At 69.6% G+C, this 25,924-nt stretch carries 21 protein-coding genes and 1 pseudogene; 6 read left to right on the forward strand and 16 right to left on the reverse strand.

All coding sequences use genetic code 11. From position 1 onward, the window contains the following. Positions 1-258: 258 nt before the first annotated feature. The 4 genes and pseudogenes from G408_RS14815 to G408_RS0108790 all read right to left on the reverse strand — a co-directional run. Positions 259-1,734 (reverse strand): RHS repeat-associated core domain-containing protein, encoded by a 1,476-nt coding sequence (locus G408_RS14815; RefSeq protein ID WP_051282811.1) that lies wholly within the window; start codon positions 1,732-1,734, stop codon positions 259-261. After that, positions 1,694-2,149 carry a hypothetical protein gene (locus tag G408_RS15335; RefSeq protein ID WP_156890114.1) on the reverse strand — a complete coding sequence of 152 codons (456 nt, stop codon included), beginning with the start codon at positions 2,147-2,149 and terminating at the stop codon, positions 1,694-1,696. Before G408_RS15335 ends, G408_RS14815 begins: the two co-directional genes overlap by 41 nt. After that, the gene (locus G408_RS15130) at positions 2,149-6,981 is read right to left on the reverse strand and encodes an RHS repeat-associated core domain-containing protein (protein ID WP_084628157.1); all 4,833 of its coding nucleotides are present in this window, start codon (positions 6,979-6,981) and stop codon (positions 2,149-2,151) included. Before G408_RS15130 ends, G408_RS15335 begins: the two co-directional genes overlap by 1 nt. 125 nt (positions 6,982-7,106) lie before the next feature. Next, positions 7,107-8,000: pseudogene (locus G408_RS0108790) on the reverse strand (IS3 family transposase); the annotation flags it as partial. A 40-nt stretch (positions 8,001-8,040) separates the two neighbouring features. Here G408_RS0108790 and G408_RS15340 point away from each other — a divergent pair. Further along, positions 8,041-8,286: a hypothetical protein gene (locus G408_RS15340; protein WP_051282813.1), complete on the forward strand. Its 246-nt coding sequence runs from the start codon at positions 8,041-8,043 to the stop codon at positions 8,284-8,286. 103 nt (positions 8,287-8,389) lie between these two features. On the opposite strand, the gene G408_RS0108800 is transcribed toward G408_RS15340, so the two are convergent. Next, positions 8,390-9,325 carry an IS481 family transposase gene (locus G408_RS0108800; protein ID WP_028770787.1) on the reverse strand — a complete coding sequence of 312 codons (936 nt, stop codon included), beginning with the start codon at positions 9,323-9,325 and terminating at the stop codon, positions 8,390-8,392. Between the two features lie 137 nt (positions 9,326-9,462). Between G408_RS0108800 and G408_RS0108805 the strand changes: the two genes are divergently transcribed. Continuing rightward, positions 9,463-9,894: an EamA family transporter gene (locus G408_RS0108805; protein ID WP_028770788.1), complete on the forward strand. Its 432-nt coding sequence runs from the start codon at positions 9,463-9,465 to the stop codon at positions 9,892-9,894. 10 nt (positions 9,895-9,904) lie between these two features. On the opposite strand, the gene G408_RS13945 is transcribed toward G408_RS0108805, so the two are convergent. The 3 genes from G408_RS13945 to gpmI form a co-directional block, all read right to left on the reverse strand. Continuing rightward, complete coding sequence (locus G408_RS13945; protein ID WP_051282814.1) at positions 9,905-11,218, reverse strand: S41 family peptidase; 1,314 nt, start codon at positions 11,216-11,218, stop codon at positions 9,905-9,907. Positions 11,219-11,298: 80 nt separating this feature from the next. Beyond that, positions 11,299-12,471, reverse strand: coding sequence for a murein hydrolase activator EnvC family protein (locus G408_RS0108815; protein WP_037412886.1), 1,173 nt, complete (start codon positions 12,469-12,471; stop codon positions 11,299-11,301). Further along, positions 12,471-14,006 (reverse strand): 2,3-bisphosphoglycerate-independent phosphoglycerate mutase, encoded by a 1,536-nt coding sequence (gene gpmI / locus G408_RS0108820; protein WP_028770789.1) that lies wholly within the window; start codon positions 14,004-14,006, stop codon positions 12,471-12,473. The genes G408_RS0108815 and gpmI overlap by 1 nt, the downstream gene beginning before the upstream one ends. A gap of 93 nt (positions 14,007-14,099) precedes the next feature. On the opposite strand from gpmI, the gene G408_RS0108825 reads away from it, so the two are divergent. Together G408_RS0108825 and G408_RS13950 are read left to right on the forward strand one after the other, a co-directional pair. Then, positions 14,100-14,855: a DUF4097 family beta strand repeat-containing protein gene (locus G408_RS0108825; RefSeq protein ID WP_051282815.1), complete on the forward strand. Its 756-nt coding sequence runs from the start codon at positions 14,100-14,102 to the stop codon at positions 14,853-14,855. 77 nt (positions 14,856-14,932) lie between these two features. After that, positions 14,933-16,597, forward strand: coding sequence for a M28 family metallopeptidase (locus G408_RS13950; protein ID WP_051282816.1), 1,665 nt, complete (start codon positions 14,933-14,935; stop codon positions 16,595-16,597). Positions 16,598-16,938: 341 nt separating this feature from the next. Here the strand turns inward: G408_RS13950 and G408_RS13955 are convergent, their stop codons facing one another. Beyond that, entirely contained in the window at positions 16,939-17,919 is a 981-nt protein-coding gene (locus G408_RS13955; RefSeq protein ID WP_051282817.1) for an alpha/beta fold hydrolase, read from the reverse strand. A 3-nt stretch (positions 17,920-17,922) separates the two neighbouring features. Then, a complete protein-coding gene (locus G408_RS0108840; RefSeq protein ID WP_028770791.1) occupies positions 17,923-19,791 on the reverse strand; it encodes a M1 family metallopeptidase in 1,869 nt (622 codons plus the stop codon). A gap of 78 nt (positions 19,792-19,869) precedes the next feature. On the opposite strand from G408_RS0108840, the gene G408_RS15345 reads away from it, so the two are divergent. Beyond that, positions 19,870-21,327, forward strand: a complete 1,458-nt coding sequence (locus G408_RS15345) for a GspE/PulE family protein (protein ID WP_028770792.1) — start codon at positions 19,870-19,872, stop codon at positions 21,325-21,327. A gap of 15 nt (positions 21,328-21,342) precedes the next feature. Here the strand turns inward: G408_RS15345 and ubiE are convergent, their stop codons facing one another. Together ubiE and G408_RS0108855 are read right to left on the reverse strand one after the other, a co-directional pair. Next, the gene (gene ubiE, locus G408_RS0108850) at positions 21,343-22,104 is read right to left on the reverse strand and encodes a bifunctional demethylmenaquinone methyltransferase/2-methoxy-6-polyprenyl-1,4-benzoquinol methylase UbiE (RefSeq protein ID WP_028770793.1); all 762 of its coding nucleotides are present in this window, start codon (positions 22,102-22,104) and stop codon (positions 21,343-21,345) included. Between the two features lie 53 nt (positions 22,105-22,157). Next, a complete protein-coding gene (locus G408_RS0108855; RefSeq protein WP_028770794.1) occupies positions 22,158-22,511 on the reverse strand; it encodes a gamma-butyrobetaine hydroxylase family protein in 354 nt (117 codons plus the stop codon). Positions 22,512-22,702: 191 nt separating this feature from the next. Between G408_RS0108855 and G408_RS0108860 the strand changes: the two genes are divergently transcribed. After that, positions 22,703-23,287 carry a DUF3313 family protein gene (locus G408_RS0108860; RefSeq protein WP_028770795.1) on the forward strand — a complete coding sequence of 195 codons (585 nt, stop codon included), beginning with the start codon at positions 22,703-22,705 and terminating at the stop codon, positions 23,285-23,287. 54 nt (positions 23,288-23,341) lie between these two features. Here the strand turns inward: G408_RS0108860 and xerC are convergent, their stop codons facing one another. The 4 genes from xerC to lptM are packed head-to-tail and all read right to left on the reverse strand — an operon-like array spanning position 23,342 to position 25,887. After that, the gene (xerC, locus tag G408_RS0108865; protein ID WP_037412887.1) at positions 23,342-24,247 is read right to left on the reverse strand and encodes a tyrosine recombinase XerC; all 906 of its coding nucleotides are present in this window, start codon (positions 24,245-24,247) and stop codon (positions 23,342-23,344) included. A gap of 5 nt (positions 24,248-24,252) precedes the next feature. After that, the gene (locus tag G408_RS0108870; RefSeq protein WP_028770797.1) at positions 24,253-24,927 is read right to left on the reverse strand and encodes a DUF484 family protein; all 675 of its coding nucleotides are present in this window, start codon (positions 24,925-24,927) and stop codon (positions 24,253-24,255) included. After that, positions 24,920-25,771: a diaminopimelate epimerase gene (gene dapF / locus G408_RS0108875; protein WP_028770798.1), complete on the reverse strand. Its 852-nt coding sequence runs from the start codon at positions 25,769-25,771 to the stop codon at positions 24,920-24,922. The genes G408_RS0108870 and dapF overlap by 8 nt, the downstream gene beginning before the upstream one ends. Then, positions 25,768-25,887, reverse strand: coding sequence for an LPS translocon maturation chaperone LptM (gene lptM / locus G408_RS15150; protein ID WP_156890117.1), 120 nt, complete (start codon positions 25,885-25,887; stop codon positions 25,768-25,770). Before lptM ends, dapF begins: the two co-directional genes overlap by 4 nt. Positions 25,888-25,924: the final 37 nt, after the last annotated feature.

Here is a 25,924-nt window from a genome sequence, read left to right on the forward strand (position 1 = left end):
TCGGTGAATCGGGACTTACGCATGGGCTCCTCGTCTTCGTCGGGAGCCATCCTCTCAACTTTCAACTGGACCGAAAATCGCCAGGCAGGTCACAGCCAGCGAAAGAGATCCAACAGCATCACTGCTAACGCGATCCCAGTAGCGACCCAAAGCACCCATGGGAGCGAGTACTGATTCGAAACCTCACGCATGAGGAGAACGAAAACCACTGCGCCAATAGTGAGGGGCCGCAGAGGAAAATCACCAAAGCGCATTCATCTATCTCCAGTCGACGATGATCCATCGCCCATTGATGCACATCATGCCCGCCGCATAGCCGCCTGCGCCCACTCCAAGCTTTAGCTTGTCACTCGGATTCACCGAAATGCCGGAACCACTCAAATCGATAGCGGCGCCACCTACAACCCCTTTCCCGCCTTCAAACTGAAGCTGGTGGCTGATCCAGGAATCCTTCTCAAGGTCGCACGACGTCACGTTCTGGGCACCGAATTGGAGCCCACCTCCAATGAATGCGCCACCGCCGAGACCGAAGCACGACTGCCCAACAATGCTAAGCGCCCACCCCGATACAGCAACGCTTACGCCAAGCGAGCCCCCTTTGATCGAGCCGAATGCCGTACCGCCTAAACCGACGGAATACTCCCTACTCATCGCCTGCTGGAATCGTCCTTGACCTTGAATCTGATTCATGCGCCCGCCGCTATAAGCACCGGCAAAGGCCTGCGACGCAGACTGTCCAAACAACCCCAACGGATCATTAGCCGTAAGCGGCGCCGCTCCGACGTAGCTATACGTCGAGATGCCGCCGTTTAGACCAATCGGATCGCTCTCCAGATACCGCCCGATGCTCGGGTCGTAGTAGCGGTGCACGTTGTAGTACCACCCGCTCTCGCTGTCGCGGTACTGCCCGGCAAAGCGCAGGTTGAACGTGAAGCTCGTCGCGTCGCCATCCGGGTTCTGGTTCGGGCTGCTCTCGCCGAACGGGTCGTTGCTCTGGTTCCAGCGCCAGATCCCGACGTTGCGGGTGGCCTCCACGATCACGCGCGGCGTGCCGAGGTGGTCGCTCTCGATGTAGTGCAGCACCGGGGTGGCCGCGGTGCCAGCGATCACGCCGACCGGCAGGTTGCCGAGCCAGATGATCTCCTGCACGCGGGCGCCGGCGTTGTCGTACTCGCCGATGAGCTGCGCGCTCTCGTTGTAGACGAAGTAGGTGTTGCCGCTGGTGTTGCTGCTCGTCCACTTCCGCACGCGCAGGCCCTGGCCGGTGTACTGGTAGCGCCGCGTGGTGGTGCCGTTGACGAACACCGTCAGACGGCTGCGGTCGTCGTAGGTGAGCTGCCGTGCACCGATGGTGATCGGGTTACCCACCGCGTCGTAGGTGCGGGCCTCGGTGCCGGTTTGGGTCAGGCGGTGGCTGGTGGTCTCGTAGCTGTAGGGCGTGATCGCGCCGTTCGCCGCCGTCTGCTTGCCGGTGCGGTTGCCCGTCTTGTCGACCGGGTACTGGCGCTGCGTGACGTTGCTGGTGTTGTCGGCATGCGTCAGGCGGTCGAGGCCGTCGTAGCGGAAGCGGGTGTTCGCGCCCGTGTCGAAGGTGAGCCACCGCGCTCGCGCGGCACAGCCGCGCGCGGTGGTGAACGGGTTGGGCAGGATTGCCCAACCCCGGAGCGACTTCGCGAGCGGAGGACGCGCGAGGTTAGTCGCCGGGTGGGGCATCTGGACAGGCTTGATTGCCATGGCCTGCAGGTGGCCTCAACTCTGCATTGAGTTTATTGAGCAACACCTGCGCATCCTCGTTTCCTTGATTGACGAGAATCCGCAAATGAAATCTCGCCCTGGCGACCGATCTCTGATCGCACCGCTCCAAAAGGAGCGACGCATAGTTTTTTCGTCCCAAGTCGCTTCCATTTTCCATTGCCACCCGAGACCAATACAGAGCCTCGTCTTTGTTCCCTCGGTCAAGGTAAAACCAAAAAACGTCAAGTGCATCCTGAGGTGATCCGTTTAATGCGGATTCGACCTTGGAATTGAGATTGGATTCTTCAATTTCGAATTGATGCGAGATATCCACGGGCTTCTCTCCCCCTTCAGCGAAAACCTGTGTCGATGCGGAAAGGAGAAAAACCAAAGCGGCAATAGTCAGCCTATTCATTATTTACCTCCATACGGAAACAAAATCATGTTTCCCCGCCTGCTTAGATCAGGCCACTCCGACGGCGGCGAAGTATGTGGCGCAATAATCACTCTGCCGTCACGGTATATCCAAACTCTTTCATTTGGCGCCGAGACATCGGCTTCAAGCTCTTCAGCCAAATCTCTTGCGTAGTCTTCCTGTCCGGTACGGCACGCATACAACTCAACAGGCATTCCCTCCGCGTACTTAGGGTGTCTCCTGATTCTTTGAGCAAGTTCGGCCGGCGTGAGCAACCCACCATAACCATCATTTACGGCACCAGGGTTGCCATGCCCCACAACGGAAAACACTCCCGGCGGGCTTTTAAGCGCAACGGCATTCGCATAGCCATTTGCACTAGGCTTTAGCAAGATCAAGTCAGCTAAACCAAGTGGATCAACAGAGCGAAGCGGATTCGCCCCCACATAGCCGTAGGTGCTGATCCCACCCCCCAGCCCAATCGGATCGCTCTCCAGATACCGCCCGATGCTCGGGTCGTAGTAGCGGTGCACGTTGTAGTACCACCCGCTCTCGCTGTCGCGGTACTGCCCGGCGAACCTCAGATTGAACGTGAAGCTCGTCGTGTCGCCGTCCGGGTTCTGGTTCGGGGTGCTCTCGCCGAAGGGGTCGTTCGTCTGGTTCCAGCGCCAGATCCCGACGTTGCGGGCGGCCTCCACGATCACGCGCGGCGTGCCGAGGTGGTCGCTCTCGATGTAGTGCAGCACCGGGGTGGCCGCGCTGCCCGCGATCACGCCGATCGGCAGGTTGCCGAGCCAGATGATTTCCTGCACGCGCGCGCCGGCGTTGTCGTACTCGCCGATCAGCTGCGCGTTCTCGTTGTAGACGAAGTAGGTGTTGCCCGAGGTGTTGCTGCTCGTCCACTTCCGCACGCGCAGGCCCTGGCCGGTGTACTGGTAGCGCCGCGTGGTGCTGCCGTTGACGAACACCGTCAGGCGGCTGCGGTCGTCGTAGGTGAGCTGCCGTGCACCGATGCTGCGCGGGTTGCCTACCGCGTCGTAGGTGCGGGCCTCGGTGCCGGTCTGGGTCAGGCGGTGGCTGGTGGCCTCGTAGCTGTACGGCGTGATCGCGCCGTTCGCCGCCGTCTGCTTGCCCGTGCGGTTGCCCGTCTTGTCGACCGGGTACTGGCGCTGCGTGACGTTGCTGGTGTTGTCGGCGTGCGTCAGGCGGTCGAGGCCGTCATACCGGAAGCGGTTGTTCGCGCCGGTGCCGAGGATGGCCGCGAGGTTGCCCACCGCGTCCACGCCGTAGTCCTGCGTCCAGCCGCTGGCCTCGCTACTGGTGATGCGGTCGATGGCGTAATCGAGGTCGTACGCGCGGGCCTGCGTGCGGCCGTTGCCGTAGGTCAGCTTCGACACCGGCCCGAAGGGCAGGCGCTCGATGCCGTTGATCAGGGGCAGGTCGACGCTGCTGCCGGGCAGGCGCACGGCCACGGTGCTCACTTCGCCGGTGGCATAGCCGAACTTGACGATGGCGCCGCTCGGCAGGGTCTGCGTGCTCAGGCGCCCTTGCGCGTCGTAGGCGTAGGCCGTGGTGAACGTGCGGCCATTGGTCACCTGCACCTTGCGGGTGAGGCGGCCCAGCAGGTCGTAGCACCAGCGCGTGCTGCCGCTGGCGTCCGTCATCGACGACAGACGGCCCAGCGCGAAGGTCTCGCCCGCCGGGCAGCCGGTGGCGCTGTCGTAGACGAACGTGGTGTTCAGCGCGGCGGTGGGGAACGTGATGCCGGTGAGGCGGTTCAGCGCGTCGTAGGCGTAGTTCACCGTCACGCCGCGGGCGTCGGTCTGGCTGCGGCGGTTGCCGGCGGCGTCCACCGTGTAGGTGGTGGTGCCGGTGTCCGGGCTTTCCAGTTTCAGCAGGTTGCCCAAGCCGTCGTGGGTGTAACGCGTGATCAGGCCCTTCGGGTCGGTGACCGTAGTGAGCTGGTCCAGCGCGTCGTAGCCGAACTGCGTTTCGACGTTCAGCCCCGCCACGTCCTGCAGCTGCTTCGTGACGCGGTCGAGCGCGTCGACGTCCTGGTCGGTAGTGCGGTTCAGCGGGTCGCTGACGAGGTCGAGGTTGCCGTTCGCGTCCTGCGTGAACAGCGTGGCCTGCCCCGCCGCGTTGGCGGCCTGCGAGAGCCGGCCCAGCGTGTTGAACTGCTGGGTGAGCGTGCGGCGCAGGGTGCCCGAGGCGTCCTTCACCGCCTCCGCCGTGCGGTTGCCGGCGTTGTCCAGCGTCCAGTCGATGCGGTTGCCGCGCTGGTCCTGCACGGCCGTCAGGCGGCGCGCGGTGTCGTAGGTGTAGGTGAGCGAGCGGCCGTCCGGCGTGGTGACCTTCTCTACGTCGCCCACCGCGGTGTAGTCGATGCGGGTGGTGAGCCCGCCCACCGTGCGCGAGGCCAGCCAGCCGCGCGGGGTGTAGGTGAAGGTGCTCAGCAGCCCGTTGGCGTCGCGGCTTTCCAGCAGGCGACCGGCGCCGTCGTAGCGGACGAAGTGCGTGGTGTAGCCCAGCGCGTTGGTGACGGACTTCAGGTCGCCCTTGCGGAACAAGCACGTCGTCGGCGACGAGCCACAGGCCGGATCCTCGGCATCGAAGTAAGTGTAGGTAGTGACGTCCGCCACATCCGTGCGCGGGCCGTCGATGGTGAGGAGGCGGCCTTCGGGGTCGCGCGTCATCGTCGTGGTCTGAATCAAGGGCGAGGACGGGTCCTGCACCGAGGCCGTGAGCAGTGCGCCCTTGACGTCGTAGGTGAATGTCTCGCGGCGCACGCTCTGTCCGGCTGCGTTCTTGATCCGACGTTCCGTCGGCTGGTTCCAGATCGGATGCAAATCGGTCTCTACACGCCGCTGCAGACTCGTTCCGGCCGCCTCAACAACTGCCGAGGGCGCAGCATTGGAATACTCGTAGGATGTTCGTTGGCCCTTTGCGTCCTGATGCTCTGTGAGCTGGTTGTTACTGTTGTAGGTCCAGCGCTCTGTCCCATTTGGCGCAGCAATCGCGGTAATGCGACGATAAGGATCATCGCTGATCGTATAGCGCCGCTGATAGCCTTCCGGCTGCGTGGTTTCAACCTCGGTGCGGCTCAGATACCGCAATGTAGTCTTCTCAGTGACTCCATTCGCTGTCACCACTTCACTGAGGCGCACGCTGCCATAGGGGGTGTAGCCGAAACGCATCACCCGCACGCCGGTCTCGTCGCTAATGCCAGTGAGCTGGTGCATGCCAAAGTGACCCGTTGGCGTCGAGGCAAGATCTGGCTCACCGTAGTGATAGTTTCGGTAGCGACCATCCGGATAGGCCACCCTGGCGAGATTGCCCCAGCGGTCATAGGTGTAGTCCAGCGAAGAGCCGTCTGGCAGCTCAATTCGAGTGACGCGAGGCAACCGAAGCTCGGTGGTGCAACCAAACCGTTCGCTTGCGCGTTCGCACGCAATGTTCGGGATCAGGATCTTTGGAGACTCATGGACGAAAGTGAGTCGGCGCCCATGCCTATCCACCAACGCCGTGACCAATCCATTAGCGCCCCGTTGGATTGTGAATCCAACACTGGGGTCGCTCAGGTTGACAACAGAGATCAGAAGGCCAGGCGACCCTGAAGGCGTACGTTGAAAGACCCATTGCTGACGCTTGGCATCAATCACGCGAATCTCGTTAGCCAGCACCAAGGTTAGGCGCTCGCCGTCCCGACTTGAGCGATAGGCATTAGCGCTCGCTCCGCCGATGCTCACTGAACCAGCATATCGCGCCCCGTCGTAGTGACCATTGGAGTCGGTCAGCCACCCCGCGGTATTGGCGCGCTGCGACAGAAGGGTGGTCCACCCGGCACCGAATGAGGCGCCGATCGCGCCCGGGAAATCACCGTCGGAATCCAGTGAGTGATAGGTGCGAGTGAAAGGGATGCCGCCAAATACGAAGTCGCGCTCGTAGCGCGCCTTGTCGCCCGTCGCGGGGAAGCAAGGGCGGTCGTTAGCGGGGCAGGTTGCGGCGCGCCGCGTGGTCTTTGTGATCTGGTGACTTGGGCCATGCGGCAGGCAGATGCGCGGCCACATCTCAGGATTACCCCCGGCGGAAAACCCTTCTGCACAGCGGTAAGGGATGGTCTGCCTAATCACCATATCAAGCGTTTGACGCTCAGAATGGTGCGGACACTGCCAACTCAATTCTAAGCGTCGTCCCGGATCCGAACCGAAGTACAAGACGTTGAGAAAGATCTGGTTTGGGGTGCCCAATGCACCCTTGGGCTCTCCCTGGTAACCACATTGCGGGTTGTTTTGTCGGAACATCGCAATCACGTTGCCAATCATCTCTGCTTCGTTCGCACACCAAGCAGAAGTGAATACTGGGCCGCGCAGGGCTTCTTCACCCACTGCGGCACAGAGGTGAAAGCTCGTGTTCGAGGTGTTCCACCCACCGACGTCGAATGCCGGCGTGCCCTGCCATTCCACTTCTTCGCGATCAACGACAAACGAGATTGTTTGCTTTGCCGCACCCTCTGCGGCAACCAAAGACGGCTGGTACTGACTTGCTCGAAGCTTGCCCCGGTATTCAGGGAAGGTCTGTTCTAGGTAGCTCTGCGCTTCACCCAGCGTAGGGAAACACTGTTCAGGCGTATTACGCTGGCTGTTTGAATAGCAGTAGGTTGTTCCTTGCCACTCACTAGGCGGCTGCGTTTGCGCCTGCACATGAGCAGGCATGAACGTAATGCAAGCGGCCACGGTAAGCGGAATCGCAACAAGGGAGGTGCGCGCCGCGAGCGAAAAGGCGCCAAGAAGAATTCCTGGGCGCGCGAAAAGACAAAGCAAGGTGTGCATTGGGGGGAGGGACTCATCCTGAGCCAATCGGGGGGCGGGGGAATTCCGAGCGGGACGCTACCTCACACGAACTTCATGCGCAAGTTTGAACCGCCCCGGCTTTTCCGGAGGCTGTTTTCATTGAGTCACGCCGCTTTGGCGTAACCACTGGTTTCGGCGTAGAACGCCGCCTCGGCTTCCGCCGGGGGAATGTAGCCGATCGGCCCCAGCAGTCGCTTTGTGTTGTACCACTGCACCCAATCAGCCACCGCCCATTCGACGTCCTCGCGGCCCCGCCAGGTCTGCCGGTAGATCACCTCGGTTTTGAACAGGCCGATCACCGTCTCGGCCAGCGCGTTGTCGTAGGAATCGCCCACACTGCCCACCGAGGGCTCGATCCCGGCGTCCAGCAGGCGGTCGGTGTAGCGGATCGACACGTATTGGCTGCCGCGGTCGCTGTGGTGCACCAACTTCTCGCCCGGCCGGCGGCTCCATACCGCCTGTTCCAGCGCGTCCAGCACGAACTGCGTCTGCGCCGAGCCCGATACCCGCCAGCCGACGATCCGCCTCGCGAAGACGTCGATGACGAGGGCCGCGTAGATGAAGCCCTGCCACGTGGCGATGTAGGTGAAGTCCGAGACCCACAACGCATTCGGCCGATCGGCCTTGAACTGGCGGTTGACCTTGTCCAGCGGCTTCTCCTCGACCTCATCGATGGGCCGCCAACGCTTCGGATCGCCGCGCCGCACCCCTTTCAGCCCGGCCCGCCGCATCAGCCGCTCGACCGTGCAGCGCGCCGCCGCGACACCTTCGCGGTGAAGCTGCTTCCAGACCTTGTCCGCGCCATACACCGACTTGTTCTCGCGCCAGACGCGCTCGATCGTGGCCGACAGCGCCTCGTCGCGATGCCAGCGCGCCGGCCGCGTCTCGGGCGCCGCCTCGCGGGCCTTGTGCAGGTGGTAGGTCTCGTTCGCCTGCCGCAGCTCGCGGTTCTCCTTCTCGAGCTGCTTCAGTCGCGCTTTGTCGTCGGTCGCGCCGCCCACTGCGACGAATACTCGGACTGGTGCTCCGCAGCACTTCGTGTTCCCCTTCCTCGCCCACGCGCTGGGCACCTTCGGCGGCGCGACCTTGGCCTGCGGGCTGGCGCCGCAGCGAAGTGCCGGGCCGGCCTGGGCGGTGGGCGTGCTGTTCCTGCTGGGCGGGATCGCAGCGGCGACAATGCTGCCAGCGCCCGCGTGGTTCCTCGCCATCGACCTGCTGCTGGCCTACCTGCCCGCGGCGTGGCTCGGGCTGCGCCTCGCCCGCCGGCTCCGGCCGGCGAGCTAACACCTGAGTTAAGCCGCGCCGCGAAGCGGCGTCGGCTTGGACGAATGGCTAGCGGCCAAGCCTTGCAGCTTTGCGAACCGGCGCTTTGCGATCAGATGCGTGGCTAGCTGTGGAGTTTCAACAGGTTGTTTTGCCCGAACGGCAAACGACTGATGGGTGGGCGACCGCCGAGTGCGCTGTGTGGGCGGTGACAGTTGTAGTGATGCAGCCAGTCCCGCAGCGCCTCGCGGCGCTGCTGCGACGTGGCATAGCTCGCGGCATACGCCCATTCGCGCAGGCAGGTCTGGATGAACCGCTCGGCCTTGCCATTGGTCTGCGGGGTGTACGGCCGGGTGCGCAGGTGGCGCACGCCCAGCCGCCGGCAGGCGGCCGCGAACGCCTTGGACTGGTAAGCCGACCCGTTGTCGGTCATCACCCGCTGCACCTTGATGCCGCAGGCGCGGTAGTGCGCCACCACCTGTTCCAGGAACGCCACCGCGCTGTCCTGGCGCTCGTCCTCGGCCATCGTCACCAGCGACGTGCGCGAATGGTCGTCGATCGCGACGTGCGCGAACTCCCAGCCGATGCCACGGCTGCGGTGAGTGCGATGCCCGGTGACCCGATGCCCGGGCGCGCCAATCCGCCCCAGTTTCTTGGTATCGATGTGGACCAGCTCGACCGGCGCTTGGCGCTCGTAGCGCACCACCGGCGCCTGCGGCTCCAGCTCGCGCCAGCGACTCAGCCCGGCCCGGCGCAGCACGCGTGACACCGTCGCGACCGAAAGCCCGAGGGTCTGCGCGATCAGTCGCCCGCAACGGCGCTGCCGGCGCAGCGCTTCGATCTGCGCGCGCCGCTCGGCCCCGATCGCCCGTGGACTCGAGTGCGGCCGGCTGCTGCGGTCGTGCAGGCCTTCGCCGTCGCGAAAGCGGCGCCACCACTTCCGGACCGTCGTTTCCGACAGGCCCATCGCCTGGGCGACTTCGGCCACGCGTTGTCCAGCCTGCAGGCGGCCGATCAGCACCTCTCGACCCTTCACGGTCAGGCGCGCATTCTTGTGCATGGTTGTTCCCCTCGCGGATGGAAGCTGGGTGTTTGGCGACATCAGCTTCGCCCTCCGGCCAGAGGGGAACAACCTCTTGAAACATCACAGCTAGACGGCAAGGCAACCGTCTTCCGATACCTCACCCCGGAGGCCGCATGGAAAAGTGGGTTGGCTATGCCATCGTCTCGATGCTCTTCGCGGGTTTCACCTCGGTCATCGCCAAGATGGGCCTGCAGGGCATCTCGGGCGAACTGGGCCTCGCGGTGCGCACCGTCTTCGTCGCCGTGTTCGTGCTCGGCTTCGCCGCGGTCTTCGTGGAGACGAAGGAACTCGGCGCCCTCGATGCCCGCAACCTGTTCTGGCTCGGCGCCTCGGGGGTGACCACGGCGGTGTCCTGGGTCTTCTACTACAAGGCGCTGAAGGACGGCGAGGTCTCGACCGTGGCGCTGATCGACAAGGGCAGCTTCATCGTCGCCGTGCTGCTGGCCTGGCTGCTGCTCAAGGAGCAGATCACGCCGCGGGTGCTGCTCGGCTGCCTTTTGATCGGTGCCGGGCTCTTCGTCGTCGCCCACCGGCCCTCGGGCTGAAAACGCCGCCTCAGCCCGCACCGCCGGGGCGCCGGGCCGTGGCCTGCCGGCTGGCGGCGGCCTGCTTCACCCGGCGCAGGGCCTCGGCCACCGCCGACTCGCCTTCGATGATGGTGCCGGTGGCATAGCCGTCGGCCACCTCGCCCTCGCCCTGCAGGTGGCTCGGCAGGTCCTGCTCGCGCAGGCCGCGCACTGGGGTGCCGGGCAGACGCACGTCGGGGGCGATGCCCACGGCCTGGATGGAACGTCCGGCAGGGGTGTAGTAGCGGGCGGTGGTGAGCTTCACCGCATCGCCATTGCCGAGGTCGACCACGGTCTGTACCGAGCCCTTGCCGAAGCTGCGGGCGCCGAGCAGCAGGGCGCGGCGCTGGTCGCGCAGGGCGCCGGCCACCACTTCCGCCGAGCTTGCCGTGCCGACGTCGAGCAGCACGGCCATCGGGGCGCCGCCGAGCAGGTCGCCGGGAGTGGCGCGGTAGAGGGTGTTGGCCACCGGGGTGCGGCCGCGGGTGCTGACGATGGGGCCTTCCTCGAGGAAGAGGTCGGCGGTGGCCACGGCGGTGGTGAGCAGGCCGCCGGGGTTGTTGCGCAGGTCGAGCACCAGGCCGGCGAGCGGGCCGCCGGACTCGCGGGCGAGGCGCTCGACGGCGCGGCGCGTCTCGTCGGCGGTATCTCCCTCGAAGTAGCGGATGCGAAGGTAGCCGTAGCCGGGTTCGAGCAGGCGGGCATCCACGCTGCCGGCGGCGATGCGCCGCCGCACCAGGGTGTAGTCGCGGGGCTGGGCCTCGCCGGGGCGCAGCACCGAGAGCCGCACGCTGGTGCCGGCGGTGCCGCGCAGGGCCTGGGCCGGCGCCTCGTCGCGGCGGCTGCCCACCGGGCGGCCGTCGATGGCCACGATGACATCGCCGGTGCGCAGGCCGGCCTGCTGCGCCGGGCCACCCTCGATGGCGCCCACCACGCGCAGGCTGCGGTCGGGCCGCACGTCCACCTCGACGCCGATGCCGTCGTACACGCCCTCGATCTCCTCGCGCAGGGCCCCGGCGCTGGTGGCAGGCAGGTAGGCGCTGTGCGGGTCGAGATCGGCGAGCAGGGCGCGGATCGCCGAGCGCATCAGCCGGGCATCGTCGATCGGATCGACATAGCCCTGCTGGATGGTGCGGAACACCTCGACGAAGCGGCGGATCTCCTCCAGCGGCACGGCCGGCGAGTCCGGCACGGCAAGCGGCGGCTCGGGATTGACCGGCGGCGTGGCGGCCACGGGCAAAGCCGCCGCGAGGCCGGCGGCGGCGATCAGGAGCGGGAGATGGGCGAGGGGGGAGAGGCGCATGGCGGGCCCGGTTGGACGGGCCATTATCCCGCCGTCGCGGGCCGCGGTGTGCAGGCCGCGTCTCGCCGCGGGGCTGCCGTTCAGCGCCACCAGCCGCGCGGATCGACGGGCCTGCCGTCGCGGCGCAGCTCGAAGTAGAGCGAAGGCTCGCCCTGCCCGCCCGAGCTGCCGGCGCGGGCCAGCACCTCGCCCTGCTGCACCCAGTCGCCCACTCCGCGCACCAGGGCGTCGTTGTTGGCATACAGGCTCATCCAGCCGCCGCCGTGGTCGAGGATCAGCAGCAGGCCGTAGCCGCGCAGCCAGTCGGCATAGGCCACCCGGCCCGGGGCCACGGCACGTACCGGGCTGCCGCGCGGCACGGAAAAGCGCAGGCCCTCGCTGGCCTGGCCGCCGGGTTGCGGGCTGCCGAAGCGCTGGAGCACGCGGGCGCCGGCCACCGGCAGTGGCAACTGCCCGCGACGGGTGGCGAAGGGACGGTCGTCGCCGAGCTGCCTGGGGATGTCGGACAGGGCATCGCGCAGTTCGGCGAGCAGGGCCTCGACGGCGCGCTGGTCGCGGCCCAGGGCGGCCAGCCGTGCCTCGCCATCGCGGAAACGGGCCTCGAGCCCGGCCAGGGTGGCGCGCCGGGCATCGCGCTCGGCGGCGAGGGCCCGGCTGGCCTCGGCAGCAGCGGCGGCGGCGGCCGCTGCCTCGGCGCGGCGCTCGCGCACCTCGGCCGCCAGCAGGGCCAGGGCCTCCATCTCGGCGAGCAGGGCGCGCACCCGGCGCTCGCGGTCGGCCTGCACGTAGCGGTGGTAGGCCAGCGCGCGCACCATCGCCCCCACCTGGTCCTGGGCCAGCAGCAGCTTGAGCTGCTCGTGCCGGCCGGCGGCATAGGCCGCCCGCACCAGGCGGGCCAGTGCCTCGCGCTGGGTGGCGAGCGACGCGGCCACGGCGGCCTGCTCGGCTTCCTTGGCCGCCAGCTCGGCCTCCCGGGCCCGCTGCTCGGCCTCGGCCGCGGCGAGCGCGGCATCGGCGCGGGCCACGGCGGTGTCGGCCTCGCGCAGGGCGGCCAAGGCTTCGCTGCGCTCGGCTTCGGCGCGGCGCTGCTCGGCAGCCAGGGCCACGACACGGCGCTTCAGTTCGGCGAGCTGGCGCTCCAGCTCCGCCTCGCGGGCGGCACGGGCCGGATCGGCCGGCTGGGCGAAGGCCGGGGCGGCAAGCAGCGCCGCCAGCAGGGCCAGTCCCGCCGCCAGCCGCGAGGCCCCCGCCATCAGGCAGGCAGCAGCAGGCTCTGGCCGCTCATCGCCGCTGGCTTCGGCAGGCCGAGCAGCTCGAGCACGGTGGGCGCGATGTCGCGCAGGGCGCCACCATCGCGCAGGCGCCGGCCGGGGCCGCCGAGGTAGACGAAAGGCACCGGGCCCACGGTGTGCGCGGTATGCGGCTGGCCGGTCTCCGGGTCGCGCATCAGCTCGAGGTTGCCATGGTCGGCGGTGACCAGCATGGCCCCGCCCACCGCCTCGATCGCCTCGCGCAGCCGGCCCAGGGCGGCATCCACCGCCTCGGCGGCCTTGATCGCCGCAACGAGGTCGCCGGTATGGCCCACCATGTCCGGGTTGGCGATGTTGCAGGCGATGAAGGCATAGCCGCCATGCCGGATCGCCTCGACGAGACGGTCGGTCACTTCCGGGCAGCTCATCTCCGGCTTCAAGTCGTAGGTGGCCACCTTCGGCGAGGGCACCAGGATGCGCGTCTCGCCGGGATATTCCTGCTCGCGCCCGCCGCTGAAGAAGAAGGTGACGTGGGCGTACTTCTCGGTCTCGGCGATGCGCAGCTGGGTAAGCCCCGCGGCAGACACCACCTCGCCCAGGGTGTCGCGCAGGTCCTCGGGCGGGAAGGCCACCCCGGCCGGCAGGCCGGCGGCGTACTCGGCCATGCCGACGAAGCGCGAAAGCGCGATCGGCCGCGGACGGGCGAAGCCCTCGAAGCCGGGCACGGTGAAGGCGGTGGTGAGCTGGCGGGCGCGGTCGGCGCGGAAGTTGAAGAACACCACGGCATCGCCATCGCGCATCGGCTGGGCGCCCTCGATGACCGTGGGCTTCACGAACTCGTCGCTCTCGCCGCGGGCGTAGGCCGCCTCGAGGGCCGCGAGGCCGTCGGCCGCCGCGAACGGGGCATGGGCATCGGTGATGGCGCGGTAGGCGGCCTCGATCCGCTCCCAGCGCTGGTCGCGGTCCATGGCGTAGTAGCGGCCGCAGACGCTGGCGAGCCGGGCATTGCCTGCCCTGGCGCAGGCCTCCGCCAGGGCCCGCAGCGAGGGGGCGGCCGACTTCGGCGGCATGTCGCGGCCGTCGAGGAAGGCATGCACCGCCACCCGCGGCAGGCCCTCGCGCCGTGCCAGCTCGATCAGGGCGAACAGGTGCGCCTCGTGCGAATGCACGCCGCCCGGCGAGAGCAGGCCCATCAGGTGCAGGGTGCCGCCGGCCTCGCGGGCGGCATGGCAGGCGGCCAGGAACTCGGCATTGGTGAAGAAGCTGCCATCCTCGATGGCGGCATCCACCCGGGTCAGGTCCTGGTAGACGATGCGGCCGGCGCCGATGTTCATGTGCCCGACCTCGGAATTGCCCATCTGCCCGTCCGGCAGGCCGACATGGCGGCCCTCGGTGTGGACGAGGGTATGCGGGCAGTCGGCCAGCAGGCGCCGCCAGTGCGGCAGCTCGGCAAGGGCGATGGCATTGTCCGCCGGGTCCTCGCGATGGCCCCAGCCATCGAGGATGAGCAGCAGGACGGGTTTGGGCGGCACGGCCATGACGGAGGCACCAGTGACGAACGGGAGACGACAAGTCTAGCGGCCGGGGCGCAGGATGGTGCCCGACGCCACCCGAATGCCCGGAGCACCGCCATGCCTGCCCCGTCCCGTCGCCCGCATCCACGCTCCCGCCGCAGCCTGCGCCTCGCCCCGACGCTCGGCCTCCTGCTGGCCGCCGGCCTCGCCCTGGCCGAGGCCCCGCGCAACGAATCGAAGGTCTTCGGCGCCCTCAATGCCGAGGCCGGGGTGGAATACGGCAGCCTGTCCACCGTGAACGGCGGCATCACCGTGCAGGCCGGGGCGCGGGTGCGCGGCGCCGAGACGGTGAATGGCGGCATCAGCCTCGGCGAGGGCGCCGAGGTGGGCAAGGCCGAGACGGTGAACGGCGGCATCACCCTGGCCAACCGCGTGCGCCTCGGCCAGGCCGAGACGGTGAACGGCGGCATCCGCATCGGCGAGGCCTGCGAGATCGACGGCTCGGTGGAGACGGTGAACGGCGGCATCCGCATCGGCCAGGGCAGCCGCGTGGGCCGCAACGCCGACACGGTGAACGGCGCCATCACCCTCGAGGGCGCGGTGGTGCGCGGCCGGGTGCGCACGGTGAACGGCGACATCCTGCTCGACAAGGGCGCCGAGGCCGGCTCGATCCAGGTCGAGAAGCCGAACCGCGGCTGGTGGAACTGGGGCACCGAGACCCTGCCGCGGGTGGTGATCGGCCGCGACGCCAGGGTGCACGGGCCGATGGTGTTCGAACGCGAGGTGCGCCTGTTCGTGCATGCCAGCGCCCGCATCGGCGAGGTGCAGGGCGCCACGCCGGTGCGCTACGAAGGCGACGAAGCGCCGCTCTGATCCATGCGGCGCTGCGGCAGGGCAAGCGCCGCCGCGGCGCCTACAATCGGGCCACGTTCCCTGAAGGATGGCCCGAGATGCGCCTGATTCCCTTCGCAGGCCTCGTCCTGCTCTCCGCCGCCGCGCTGGCGGCACCGGTACCGCCGGTGGATGGCAGCACCCACCGCCACGGCTTCGGCCCCGAGATCTCGGCCGAGGACTTCCGCGCCCATGTCGAGGTGCTGGCCAGCGACGAGTTCGCCGGCCGCGCGCCCGGCAGCGTGGGCGAGACCAGGACCGTGGCCTACCTCGTCGAGCAGCTGAAGCGCCTCGGCCTCAAGCCCGGCAACGGCGAGGCCTATACCCAGGACGTGCCGATGGTGGAGACCAAGGCCGACTTCGAGGCCAGCCGGCTCTCGCTCGCCACGCCCAAGCGCAGCCTCGCCCCGGCCCTCGGCCCGGAGGCCGTGGTGGGCACCCGCAGCGGCCAGGCCTCGGTCACGATCGAGGACAGCGAGCTCGTGTTCGTCGGCTATGGCGTGAACGCGCCGGAACTCGGCTGGAACGACTACGAAGGCCTCGACGTGAAGGGCAAGACCGTGGTCATGCTGATCAACGACCCGGGCTTCCATGTCGGCGACGAGACCCTGTTCGGCGGCAGGCGCATGACCTACTACGGCCGCTGGACCTACAAGTACGAGGAAGCGGCCCGCCAGGGCGCTGCGGCGGCGCTGATCATCCACGACGATGCCGGTGCCGCCTACCCCTGGGAAGTGGTGCAGAACAGCTGGGGCGGCCCGCAGTTCGACCTGCCCCCGAGCGAGGACCCGGAGCCGCGCCTGCCGGCCCAGGGCTGGATCAACGACGCCACCGCCCGCGCCCTGTTCGCCGACGCCGGCCTCGATTTCGAGGCCCTGCGCGCCGCCGCCAGCCGCCCCGGCTTCCGCGCCGTGCCACTCGAGGCCCGCCTCTCGCTCACGCTCGAGAGCAGCACCCGCAGCGGCACCTCGCAGAACGTGGTGGCGGTACTGCCCGGCAGCACCCGCCCGGACGAAGCCATCGTCTACCTCGCCCACTGGGACCACCTCGGCCGCAATTTCTCCGGCCTCGGCGACCGCATCTTCAATGGCGCGGTGGACAACGCCACCGGCGTGGCCGGCGTGCTGGAGATCGCCGAGCTGTTCACCACCCTCAAGACCCCGCCCGAGCGCAGCGTGGTGTTCCTGTTCGTCACCCTCGAGGAATCCGGCCTGCTCGGCTCGAAGTACTACGCCGCCCACCCGCTGGTACCGCTGGAGAAGACCGTGGCGGCGATCAACCTCGATGCCATGAGCGTGATCGGCCCCACCCGCGACCTCGTGGTGATCGGCCTCGGCAATTCCGAACTCGACGACCTCGCCCGCCGCTTCGCCAAGACCCAGGGCCGCGTGCTGGTGGAGGAGAGCGCCCCGCAGAACGGCTACTTCTTCCGCTCCGACCACTTCAACTTCGCCAAGGCCGGCGTGCCGGCGCTGTACGCCAAGGGCGGCGTGGACCATGTGGAGAAGGGCAGCGAGTACGGCCTTGCCTGGCAGGCCGACTACGTGGCGAACCGCTACCACAAGGTGGGCGACAACTTCGACCCCGCCTGGGACCTTCGCGGCGTGGTGCAGGACCTGCAGCTGCTGTTCGCGGTGGGCCACACGCTGGCGACCAGCGAGGCCTGGCCGAACTACGTGGAGGGCAATGCCTTCCGCAAGACGGAGCAGCGCGGGCGGTTCTGAGCGCGGTAGCGGGGCGGGGAGCGCCTGCCTTGTGCTGACGGGCGTCTCGGCTGGCGGGCCTGCCCGCGGCATGCGGCAGTTGGTCGAGAAGCGCCTGCCTTCGCGGCGCTCCGGGTGTTTCGCCGCGAGCCGCGACGCCGCGGGTGGCGTTTCGCGGCAAGCGAGCCATGGATGGCGAGCGCCCGAGTCGGGGCAGGACTGCCCCGACCGAGGGAAGAGCGAAATGCCGCACGCGGCAGGCAGGCTCGCCAGCCACGACCGCCGTCCGCACGAGGCAGGCGCTCCAGAGAAGGGCCGCACGCGGCAGGCAGGCTCGCCAGCGACGACCACCGCCCGCGACGCTACCGCCCCAGCGCCTCCCGCAGCGCCGCCGCCGTGCCCGCCACGTCCTCCATCATCGGCATGTGCCCGCAGCCCGGCAGCAGCACGGTGCGCGAGTCGGCAAGGCCGGCGGCGTAGGCAGCGGCGGCGCTCGGGTCGATCACCCGGTCGCCCTCGCACCACAGCAGCAGGGTAGGAGCGCGGATCTGCCCCAGCAGGGGCTGCACGGCGAAGCGCTCCTCGCCGCGCAGGCGGGCCAGCACCGCCAGCTCGAAGTCGCGGTCGGCGATGCGGCGGCGGATGAAGGCGCGGTCTACCGGCCAGGGCACGAAGGGCGGGTCGGCGAAGACCAGGCCGAGGTAGCGGTCGAGGCTGGCGCGATCCTCCACCGCGAAGGGATGCCCGCCCGCGAGCACGGCGCGACCGAAGGCGTTCTCCTCGAAGGGCACGCCAGCGGCGGAGACGAGGGCGAGGCGCCGTATCTTCTCCGGCCGGGTGGCGGCCACCAGGGCGGCGATATGCCCCCCCATCGAATGGCCCACGAGCAGCTCGGGCGGGCGCGGCAGGGTGTCGAGCCAGGCGGCGATGCGCCCGGCCTGGGCGCGCACGCCGTAGTCGGCCCCCGGCAGGCGCTGGCTTTCGCCCCAGCCGGCCAGGTCCGGAGCGACGAGGCGGTACTCGCCGGAGAGTGCCGCCATCAGCGGCAGCCAGTTCTCCTTGCTGCCGGTGAAGCCGTGCAGCAGCACCACCAGCGGCGCCGACTCCGGCCCGGCCTCGAGCTGCACGAGGCGCTGCCCCTCCACCTCGACCGTCCGCTCGCTGGCCCCGGCCTGCCAGCGCTGCACCGCCACGTAGGCGGCCAGCGCCCACTCCGGCTTCCAGGCGAGGAGGCCGATCACCAGCAGCAGGTCGAGGCCCAGCGAGAGCCACACGATCCGCCGCCAGCGCCTGCGGCGCGCATCGCTGCGCGGCTCCCCCGCCAGGCGCTGCGCCGCAGCCATGGCTCAGGGCGCCCTGGCGTCGAGCAGGGCCTGCACGCTGGCGCGGGTGATCGGGTGGTAGCCCGGCGCGGCCTGCTGGAACACCTGGCGGGCGAAGACGCGGTCGCCCTCCGACTGCTCGGCCAGCGCCCGGTAGATCGGCAGGATCAGCTTGCGCCGCCCCACCTTGCGCAGGAACTGCGCCAGCGCCGGCCGCGCCTCGAAGTAGCCGGCACGCACCGTGATCGGATACCAGCGCTGGGCGATCTCGCCATTGGCGGTGCCGGTGAGGCGGAAGGCGCCGTCGATCTCCAGCAGCTGCTGGGCGCTGATGTCGGCCGGCAGCCCCTCGAGGAAGTGCACCCACTCCTGGGTGATCCAGCGCGAGGTGTCGATGCCGCGGGCCGTGGTCTGGCCCTCGAGCCAGCGCGTACGCGCGGCGTCCACGGCCTCGAGACGGGCCGAGGTGGCCGGCACTGCGGTATCGGGCAGGCCGGGGCCGGCGATCCACGCCGCCACCTCCGCGTCGCTGACCTTGCCCGGATGCTTCGCCAGCAGCTCGCGGCGCAGGAAGGCGAGGAAATCGTCGGTGGTCACGCTCTTGAAGGCGTGCTCGTCGAACCACTTGCGCAGGAAGGGGTCGAACACCTCGCGGCCGAAGCGCTGCTCGAGGAAGATCAGGAACCACTGGCCCTTGATGTAGGCCACGTCATTGGTGGCGTCCTCCGGGTCGCCTCCCGGCGTGGCCGGCAGGGCCAGCACCTGGCGCTCGGGGGGCAGGCTGCGCAGCGCCTCGCGCAGCCCGGCCTGGGCCACCACGTTCTCCATCGCGGCCTGCTCGGCGCCGAACACCTGCTCGACGATGCGGTTCTCGACGTAGCTGGTGAAGCCCTCGTTCAACCAGAAGTCCTTCCAGCTGGCATTGGTGACCAGGTTGCCCGACCAGGAATGCGCCAGTTCATGGGCGATCAGCGAGACCAGCGACTTGTCGCCGACGATGACCGTGGGAGTGATGAAGGAAAGCCGCGGGTTCTCCATGCCGCCGTAGGGGAAGCTGGCGGGCAGGATCAGGAGGTCGTAGCGCTCCCAGCGGTAGGGGCCGTAGAGCGCCTCGGTGGCCGCGATCATCGCCTCGGTGTCGGCGAACTCGGCCACGGCCCTGTCGAGCACCGGGGCCTCGGCCCAGATACCGGCGCGCGGCGAGAGCGGCTTGAAGCGGAAATCGCCCACCGCGATCGCGAGCAGGTAGCTCGGGATCGGCTGCGGCATGCGGAAGCGGTAGTCGCCGGTGGGCTGGGCGTCCGGGCGGTTGTCGGCGCTCATCAGCGCCATCAGCCCGGCCGGGGTGCGCACCCGCGCGCTGTAGGTGAAGCGTACCGAGGGCGTGTCCTGCAGCGGCACCCAGCTGCGGGCATGGATGGCCTGCGACTGGCTGAACAGCAGCGGCTGCCTGCCGGTGGCGGTGAGCGCAGGCGGCATCCACTGCAGGCCCGAGGCCTCGGGCGAGGTGCGGTAGCGGATGCGCACCGCCTCCACCCGCCCCGGCAGGGAGATCACGAGGCGGCGGCCGAGGATCTCGTCCGGCTCGCCGAGGGTGAAGGCAGCACGCTGCCAGCGGCCCTCGCCCACCCGGGCCTGCACCCGCTCGATGGCAAGATCGCGGGTGTCGAGCACCAGCTCCGCCGGGCCGGTGGCCTTCGGATCGGCCCAGGCCAGGGTGTGCACCACCTCGCCCTGCAGGGTGCGGGTGGCGAAGTCCACCCGCAGGTCGAGGGCCATGTCGGTGATCCGCACCAGCTGCGGCTGGGCATGGCTGTGTTCATCATCGGCCCGGGAACTGGCCAGGGCCACGGTGGCAAAGGCAGAGAGGGCAAGGGCGAAGAGCAGGCGCATCGGGCGGTCCAAACAGGGGCCGGGCAGCATTTGAGTCTACTCAAACGCGGTGCGGTTCCGGCGGGAGAGAGTGGGCGCATGCCCCCGCCCCTGCCGCCGACGTTCCAGGACAGCGCCCAGCTGGACCACTTTCTCTCCCGCCTTGCCTCGGGACTGGAGGTGATGCCCCATGGCCTCGCGGCCTCGGTGGACGTCGCCCATGTCGAACCCGACCCGCGCGCCCTGGCCCAGGTCCCGGGGCAGGCGGCGCGCCGCTTCGCCAGCCTGCCGCTGCGGCGCCATGGCCACCTGCTCGCGGTGGCGATGGCACGCCCCCATGACCTCGAGGCCCTCCAGGGCATTGGCTTCCTCACCGACTGCACGGTGATCCCGCTTGCCGCCGATCCGCAGGCGCTGGAGGCCGCACTGGCGGCGCATTACGACTACCAGGACGACCTCGAGGTGGCCCGCCAGCTCGGCCTCGACCGGGAGCGCGACCCCGAGGCCGTGGCGGCGGCCGACATGGAGCGGCTGGCGGCGCAGGCACCGATCATCCGCATGATCAACGACGCGATCGCCGACGCCGTCTCGCGGCGCGCCTCCGACCTGCATCTCCGCCCGGGCGAGCACGGGACGGAACTGCTGTACCGCATCGATGACGAACTGGTACCGGTACGGCGCTTCCTGCCCGACCTGCTTCCGGCCCTGGTGTCGCGCATCAAGGTGCTGGGCCGGATGAACCTCGCCGAGCACCGCACGGCGCAGGACGGCCGCACCACCTTCGTGCTTCCCGATGGCCGGCCGGTGGACCTGCGCATCTCGGTGCTGCCGAGCATCCACGGCGAAAGCGTGGCGATCCGGCTGCTGGACAGCTCGCAGGGCCTGCGCAGCCTCGACCAGATCGGGCTCTCGCCCACCGACCGCCAGCGCATCGACGACCTCCTGGCCGCCGACCATGGCCTGTTCCTCGTCTGCGGCCCCGCCGGCTTCACCTTCGCCTCGGCCATGCGCAACTTCCTCCGCCACGATCCCGACGTGATCATGGTGGGCGAGATCCGCGACCGGGAGACCGCAGAGATCGCCATCGAGAGCGCCCTGACCGGGCACCTCGTGCTCAGCACCCTGCATACCAATACCGCTGCCACGGCAGTGACCCGCCTGCTCGACCTCGGCGTCGAACCCTACCTGCTGCGGGCCAGTCTGCTCGGCGCCATGTCGCAACGTCTGGTGCGCCGGATCTGCCCGCACTGCAAGGCCAGGACACAGGCCGACCCGCGCATTGCCGGCCTGCTCGGCCTGCCGGCAGACGCCCCTTACTGGAAAGGCCGGGGCTGTGCGGAATGCGAGGGCCTCGGCATGCGCGGGCGCACCGCCGCCTACGAACTGCTCACCGTCTCACCCGGCATCCTGCCGCTGGTCCGGGCGGGCGCGGAAGCCGACCGCATCCATGCCGTGGCGGTGCAGGAAGGCATGGTGCCGCTCACCGCGACCGCGGCGGCAATGGCGGCACGCGGCGAGATCTCGCTGGAGGAGGCCTTCCGCGCCCGCACCGACTGAGCGCGTAGCGGCCGTTCAGGCCTTGCAGCCGGAATGGATGGCGCAGATGCCGGCCGAGAGATTGCGGTAGTCGCAGCGCTCGAAGCCGGCCTCGGCCATCATCGCCTTCAACGCCTCCTGCGGCGGATGCTTGCGGATGCTCTCGGCGAGGTACTGGTAGCTGCCGGCATCGTTGGCGATGAGCCGGCCGAGCCGCGGCAGCACCTGGAAGCTATGGAAGTCGTAGAGCGGCCGCAGCCACTCTGGCTTCACTTCGGAGAACTCCAGCACCAGGGCCTTGCCGCCGGGCTTCAGCACCCGGTGCATCTCGCGCAGGGCGCGGGCCTTGTCGGTGACATTGCGCAGGCCAAAAGCGATGGTGACGAGGTCGAAGCTGGCGTCCGGGAAGGGCAGGGCCTCGGCGTTCAGCTGCACCCAGCGCAGGCCGCGCACGAGGCCCCGGTCGGTCATGCGGTCGCGGCCCACCCCGAGCATGGCGGCGTTGATGTCGCCCACCACCACCTCGCCGCTCTCGCCCACCCGCTCGTGCAGCAGGGCGGCGATGTCGCCGGTGCCACCGGCAAGATCGAGGACCCGGTCGCCTTTCGCCACCCCCGAGGTGGCGACGAAATGCCGCTTCCAGAGCCGGTGCACGCCCAGGCTCATCAGGTCGTTCATCAGGTCGTACTTGCCGGCCACCGAGGTGAACACGCCGCGCACCAGGCGGGCCTTCTCGGCCACGGGCACGTCGCGGAAGCCGAAGTGGGTGGTGCCCTCGGGGCGGTTCGTCTCGTCCATCCGCCGATTATGCCGGAGCCGCCCCCCGCCCTGGCCGGGGCCAGCGGCCAGGCTCAGCCGCGCTCGAGCCCGGCCGCCGCCAGGGCCTGCTCGTAGGCGGCCCAGCGCTCGGCCTGCTCACGCCCCAGCCGGTGCAGGTAGTCCCAGGTGTAGAGCCCGGTGGCATGGCCATCGCTGAAGCGCAGCAGCACGGCGTAATGGCCCACCGGCTCCACCGCCTCGATGGCCACCCCGCGCTTGCCCGCCACCAGCACTTTCTGGTCTGGCGAATGCCCCTGCACCTCGGCGCTGGGCGATTCCACCCGCAGGTACTCCGCCGGCAGGCGGAAGGTCTGGCCATCGTCGAAGGCCACTTCCAGCAGCCGCGAGACGCGGTGCAGGGTGATCGCGGTTGGACGGGCGTTCATCGGCGCAACGGGGCCAGGGGCATCGGCAGGACGCGAAGCATGGCCGGAAACGGCGGCCTGCCGCGAGCCCCGCGCCGTGAAGACCGGGCTGAACGCCGCGCGACGGGCGGCTGAATGGACGTGGCGCCGGGCCTTGCCAGCGCCCATGGCGGGCCTATGCTCGGAGGCATCCGCTGCACGAGGAGCCTGCCATGCGCCGCCTGCCGCTCATTGCCGCCCTGCCCGCCCTGCTCGTCGCCCTGCCGGCATCCGCCTTCCAGCAGGTCGAGGTGAAGCTGCCCGCCGCCCTCGCCCAGGTACAGCAGGTCTACATCGCCCCGGCCACGCTCGAGCTGCCCGAGGCCCGGCGCTTCGACCGCCGCGGCGATGGCCCGCGCCCGGTGCTGGAGCGCGATGCCGAGGCCCGGGCCGCCGATCTCGCGGCCGCCCTGCGCCGCGGCTTCGACCGCGGCTTCACCGTGGTCGATGCGCCCGGCCCCGGCGTGCTGGTGGTGCAGCCCACCCTCACCCGCCTCGAGTCCAGCCGGCCGACCATGGCCGACTACCAGCGCGAACCCGGCCTCGGCTTCGAGTCCGTCTACGCCGGCGGCGCCGCGGTGCGCTTCCGCCTGGAGCGCGACGGGCAGGAGGTGGCCGTGCTGGAGGACCGCTACATGGGCAGCTTCAGCGATGGCGTGCCGCGGGTGGGCATCTGGCAGGACACCGACCGCGCCTTCTCGCAGTGGGCACGCCGGCTGCCGGCCTGGGTGGCGCAGCCGCGCACCGCAGGGCGCTGAACGCCTCCGTCCTCATCCTTCGCCGAAGGCCCGGCCCCGCCGGGCCTTCGGCGTTCAGGGCTTGCGCCGCGCCCGCGGATGGGCGCTGTCGTACACCTTCGCCAGATGCTGGAAATCGAGGTGGGTGTAGATCTGGGTGGTGGCGATGTTGGCGTGGCCCAGCAGTTCCTGCACGCCGCGCAGGTCGCCGGAACTCTCCAGCACGTGGCTGGCGAAACTGTGGCGCAGCAGGTGCGGATGCACGCGCTTCCACACGCCCTGGCGCATCGCCAGCTCGCGCACCCGCTTCTGCACGGCGCGCGGGCTGATCGGCGCGCCGCCGCGGCCCGGGAACACCGGCCGTGCCGCGGCCTCGGGGCCGGGCACGGTCGCCAGGGCCTCGGCCCGCCACGCGGCCAGGGCCGCGCGCGCGTGGCGCCCCACCGGCACGATGCGGGTCTTGCGGCCCTTGCCCAGCACCCGCACTTCGCCGCCGTCGAGGTCGAGGTCGCCCCAGCGCAGGGCGCAGAGCTCCGAGACGCGCAGGCCCGAAGAATAGAAGAGTTCCAGCATCGCCCGGTCGCGCACCCCGAGCGGCGCTGCCGTCGGCACTTCGACGAGCTGGCCCATCTCATCGACGTCCAGCACCTGCGGCAGCTTGCGCGGCGCCCTCGGGCCACGCAGGCCGGCGGCGGGATCGGCGGCGAGATGGCCATGCTTCAGAAGCCAGCGGAACAGGGCGCGGCAGGCCGAGAGCCGGCGCTGCACGCTGGCCGGCGCAAGGCCGCGGGCGTGCTCGTCGGCGACGAAGCGGCGCAGGGCGAGGCCATCGATGGCGGCCACCGCGGCGAGCCCCTGCGCCTCCAGCCAGGCCGTAAAGGCCGCAAGGTCGCGGCGGTAGGCATCGAGGGTATGCGGCGAGGCCTGTTTCTCCACCGCGAGGTGCTCGAGGAAGGCCGCGATCGCCTCGCCCGGCGCCATGGCGCTCAGTCCGCGCGGTCGAGGGCGGTGGCCAGGGCCTCGGCCATCATCCGCAGGAACAGGGTGCCCATGCCAGGGTAGAAGCGATTGGCATCGGAACTGCCCACGGCCACGAGGCCCCGGCCGGGCAGGGGCAGCAGCACGCAGGAGGCCACGCCGGCAGCCGCCCCGCCGAACAGCAGGGCGCCACGCTCCGGATCGGGCCGGCCGCAGTAGGGCTCGCCCCCGGCCACCAGCGGACGAAGGGCGGCAAACCGCGGATCGGCCTCCGGCAGCACCTGCAGCCAGGGGGCCGCCTCGAGCCCGACGGGCGCGGCATGCAGCAGTACCCGCACCTGCTCGCCGGCGAAATCCTCGCCGAGCACCGCCACCAGGGTGCGCAGGGTGTCGGGCACGCTGCGGGCCCGCATCAGGGCCAGGGTGAGCTGGTGGGTACGCACCGCGAGCCGCTCGTTTTCCTGCGCGTTCAGCGAGAGCTCGTGCAGCCGCCGGGTGAGTTCGCGGTTCTTCTCGCGCAGCACCTCGAGCTGGTAGCCGGCCAGCGAGGCGCTGCCCCCCTGGTCCTTCGGCACCACCAGGAGAAGGGCGAGATCGGGATGCTGCTCGAGGAAGCGCGGATGGCGGCGCAGCCAGTTGGCGACTTCCGCGGCCTCGAGCCGCGCACTGCGTTCCTCAGCCATCGATCCACTCTCCTTCGAAGACGAACGCGGCCGGGCCGCGCATGAACACCGGGTGGCCCTCGCCGGCCCAGTCGATGTGCAGGCTGCCGCCGGGCAGATCGATGCGCACCGACGGGCCGACCCGCCCCTGCCGCGCCAGCACCGCCACCGCGGCGCAGGCGCCGCTGCCACAGGCCAGGGTCTCGCCGACCCCGCGTTCGAAGACCCGGAGGCCGAGGTGATCGGGGCCGTGCACCTCGGCGAAGCCCACGTTCACCCCCTCGGGGAACAGGCCGCTGGCCTGCAGGGCCGGGCCGAGCCGGGCCACCTCGGTGGCAGCGAGATCCTGTACCTCGAGCACGGCATGCGGGTTGCCCATCGACACCGCGCCAAAGGCAAGATCGCCGGCGGCGGTGCGCGCCACGTAGCGCAGCCGCGCATCCGGCACGGCGAGCGGGACCGCTCCGGGGCGGAAATCGGGCACTGCCATGGCAAGACGCACCGTGCCATCGTCCAGGCATTCCACCTCGATGCGCCCGGCGGGACTGCCCATCGCGAAGCGCGCGCCGGCCGCCGCCCCGTCGCGGCGCAGCCAGGCGGCCACGCAGCGGGCGCCGTTGCCGCACTGCCCGGCGGCGCTGCCATCGGCATTCCAGATCCGGTAGTCGGCCACGAGTCCGGGAGCCGAGGGCGGCTCGATGGTGAGCAGCTGGTCGCAGCCGATGCCGAAATGGCGGTCGGCCATGCGCGCCACCTCGCCGGCACCGGGCGGCGGGCTGCCATCGCGCAGGTCGAGCAGCACGAAATCGTTGCCGGCCCCCTGCATCTTGCTGAAGCGCCGGCGCCGCGGCGCCGTGGCGCTCATGCCAACGCGGCCTCGGCCTTCGGCGAAGGGCGCACGAGATCGCCCTTGTTGCCGCAGGCGGCAAGAAGCAGCAGCGTGGCGGCGATGAGGACGAGGGCGAGGCAGGGACGCTTCATGGCAGCAGGCGGGCCGGGCGGAGGCCGGTCGGGAAAT

Source organism: Silanimonas lenta DSM 16282, from assembly GCF_000429065.1.
Lineage (GTDB): Bacteria > Pseudomonadota > Gammaproteobacteria > Xanthomonadales > Xanthomonadaceae > Silanimonas > Silanimonas lenta.

Excerpts from the sequence above, each read along its gene's own strand:
- G408_RS14815 (WP_051282811.1), bottom strand. The coding sequence starts at position 1,734 with ATGGCAATCAAGCCTGTCCAGATGCCCCACCCGGCGACTAACCTCGCG.
- G408_RS15335 (WP_156890114.1), bottom strand. The coding sequence starts at position 2,149 with ATGAATAGGCTGACTATTGCCGCTTTGGTTTTTCTCCTTTCCGCATCG.
- G408_RS15130 (WP_084628157.1), bottom strand. The coding sequence starts at position 6,981 with ATGCACACCTTGCTTTGTCTTTTCGCGCGCCCAGGAATTCTTCTTGGC.
- G408_RS0108800 (WP_028770787.1), bottom strand. The coding sequence starts at position 9,325 with ATGCACAAGAATGCGCGCCTGACCGTGAAGGGTCGAGAGGTGCTGATC.
- G408_RS0108805 (WP_028770788.1), top strand. The coding sequence starts at position 9,463 with ATGGAAAAGTGGGTTGGCTATGCCATCGTCTCGATGCTCTTCGCGGGT.
- G408_RS13945 (WP_051282814.1), bottom strand. The coding sequence starts at position 11,218 with ATGCGCCTCTCCCCCCTCGCCCATCTCCCGCTCCTGATCGCCGCCGCC.
- G408_RS0108815 (WP_037412886.1), bottom strand. The coding sequence starts at position 12,471 with ATGGCGGGGGCCTCGCGGCTGGCGGCGGGACTGGCCCTGCTGGCGGCG.
- gpmI (WP_028770789.1), bottom strand. The coding sequence starts at position 14,006 with ATGGCCGTGCCGCCCAAACCCGTCCTGCTGCTCATCCTCGATGGCTGG.
- G408_RS0108825 (WP_051282815.1), top strand. The coding sequence starts at position 14,100 with ATGCCTGCCCCGTCCCGTCGCCCGCATCCACGCTCCCGCCGCAGCCTG.
- G408_RS13950 (WP_051282816.1), top strand. The coding sequence starts at position 14,933 with ATGCGCCTGATTCCCTTCGCAGGCCTCGTCCTGCTCTCCGCCGCCGCG.
- G408_RS13955 (WP_051282817.1), bottom strand. The coding sequence starts at position 17,919 with ATGGCTGCGGCGCAGCGCCTGGCGGGGGAGCCGCGCAGCGATGCGCGC.
- G408_RS0108840 (WP_028770791.1), bottom strand. The coding sequence starts at position 19,791 with ATGCGCCTGCTCTTCGCCCTTGCCCTCTCTGCCTTTGCCACCGTGGCC.
- G408_RS15345 (WP_028770792.1), top strand. The coding sequence starts at position 19,870 with ATGCCCCCGCCCCTGCCGCCGACGTTCCAGGACAGCGCCCAGCTGGAC.
- ubiE (WP_028770793.1), bottom strand. The coding sequence starts at position 22,104 with ATGGACGAGACGAACCGCCCCGAGGGCACCACCCACTTCGGCTTCCGC.
- G408_RS0108855 (WP_028770794.1), bottom strand. The coding sequence starts at position 22,511 with ATGAACGCCCGTCCAACCGCGATCACCCTGCACCGCGTCTCGCGGCTG.
- G408_RS0108860 (WP_028770795.1), top strand. The coding sequence starts at position 22,703 with ATGCGCCGCCTGCCGCTCATTGCCGCCCTGCCCGCCCTGCTCGTCGCC.
- xerC (WP_037412887.1), bottom strand. The coding sequence starts at position 24,247 with ATGGCGCCGGGCGAGGCGATCGCGGCCTTCCTCGAGCACCTCGCGGTG.
- G408_RS0108870 (WP_028770797.1), bottom strand. The coding sequence starts at position 24,927 with ATGGCTGAGGAACGCAGTGCGCGGCTCGAGGCCGCGGAAGTCGCCAAC.
- dapF (WP_028770798.1), bottom strand. The coding sequence starts at position 25,771 with ATGAGCGCCACGGCGCCGCGGCGCCGGCGCTTCAGCAAGATGCAGGGG.
- lptM (WP_156890117.1), bottom strand. The coding sequence starts at position 25,887 with ATGAAGCGTCCCTGCCTCGCCCTCGTCCTCATCGCCGCCACGCTGCTG.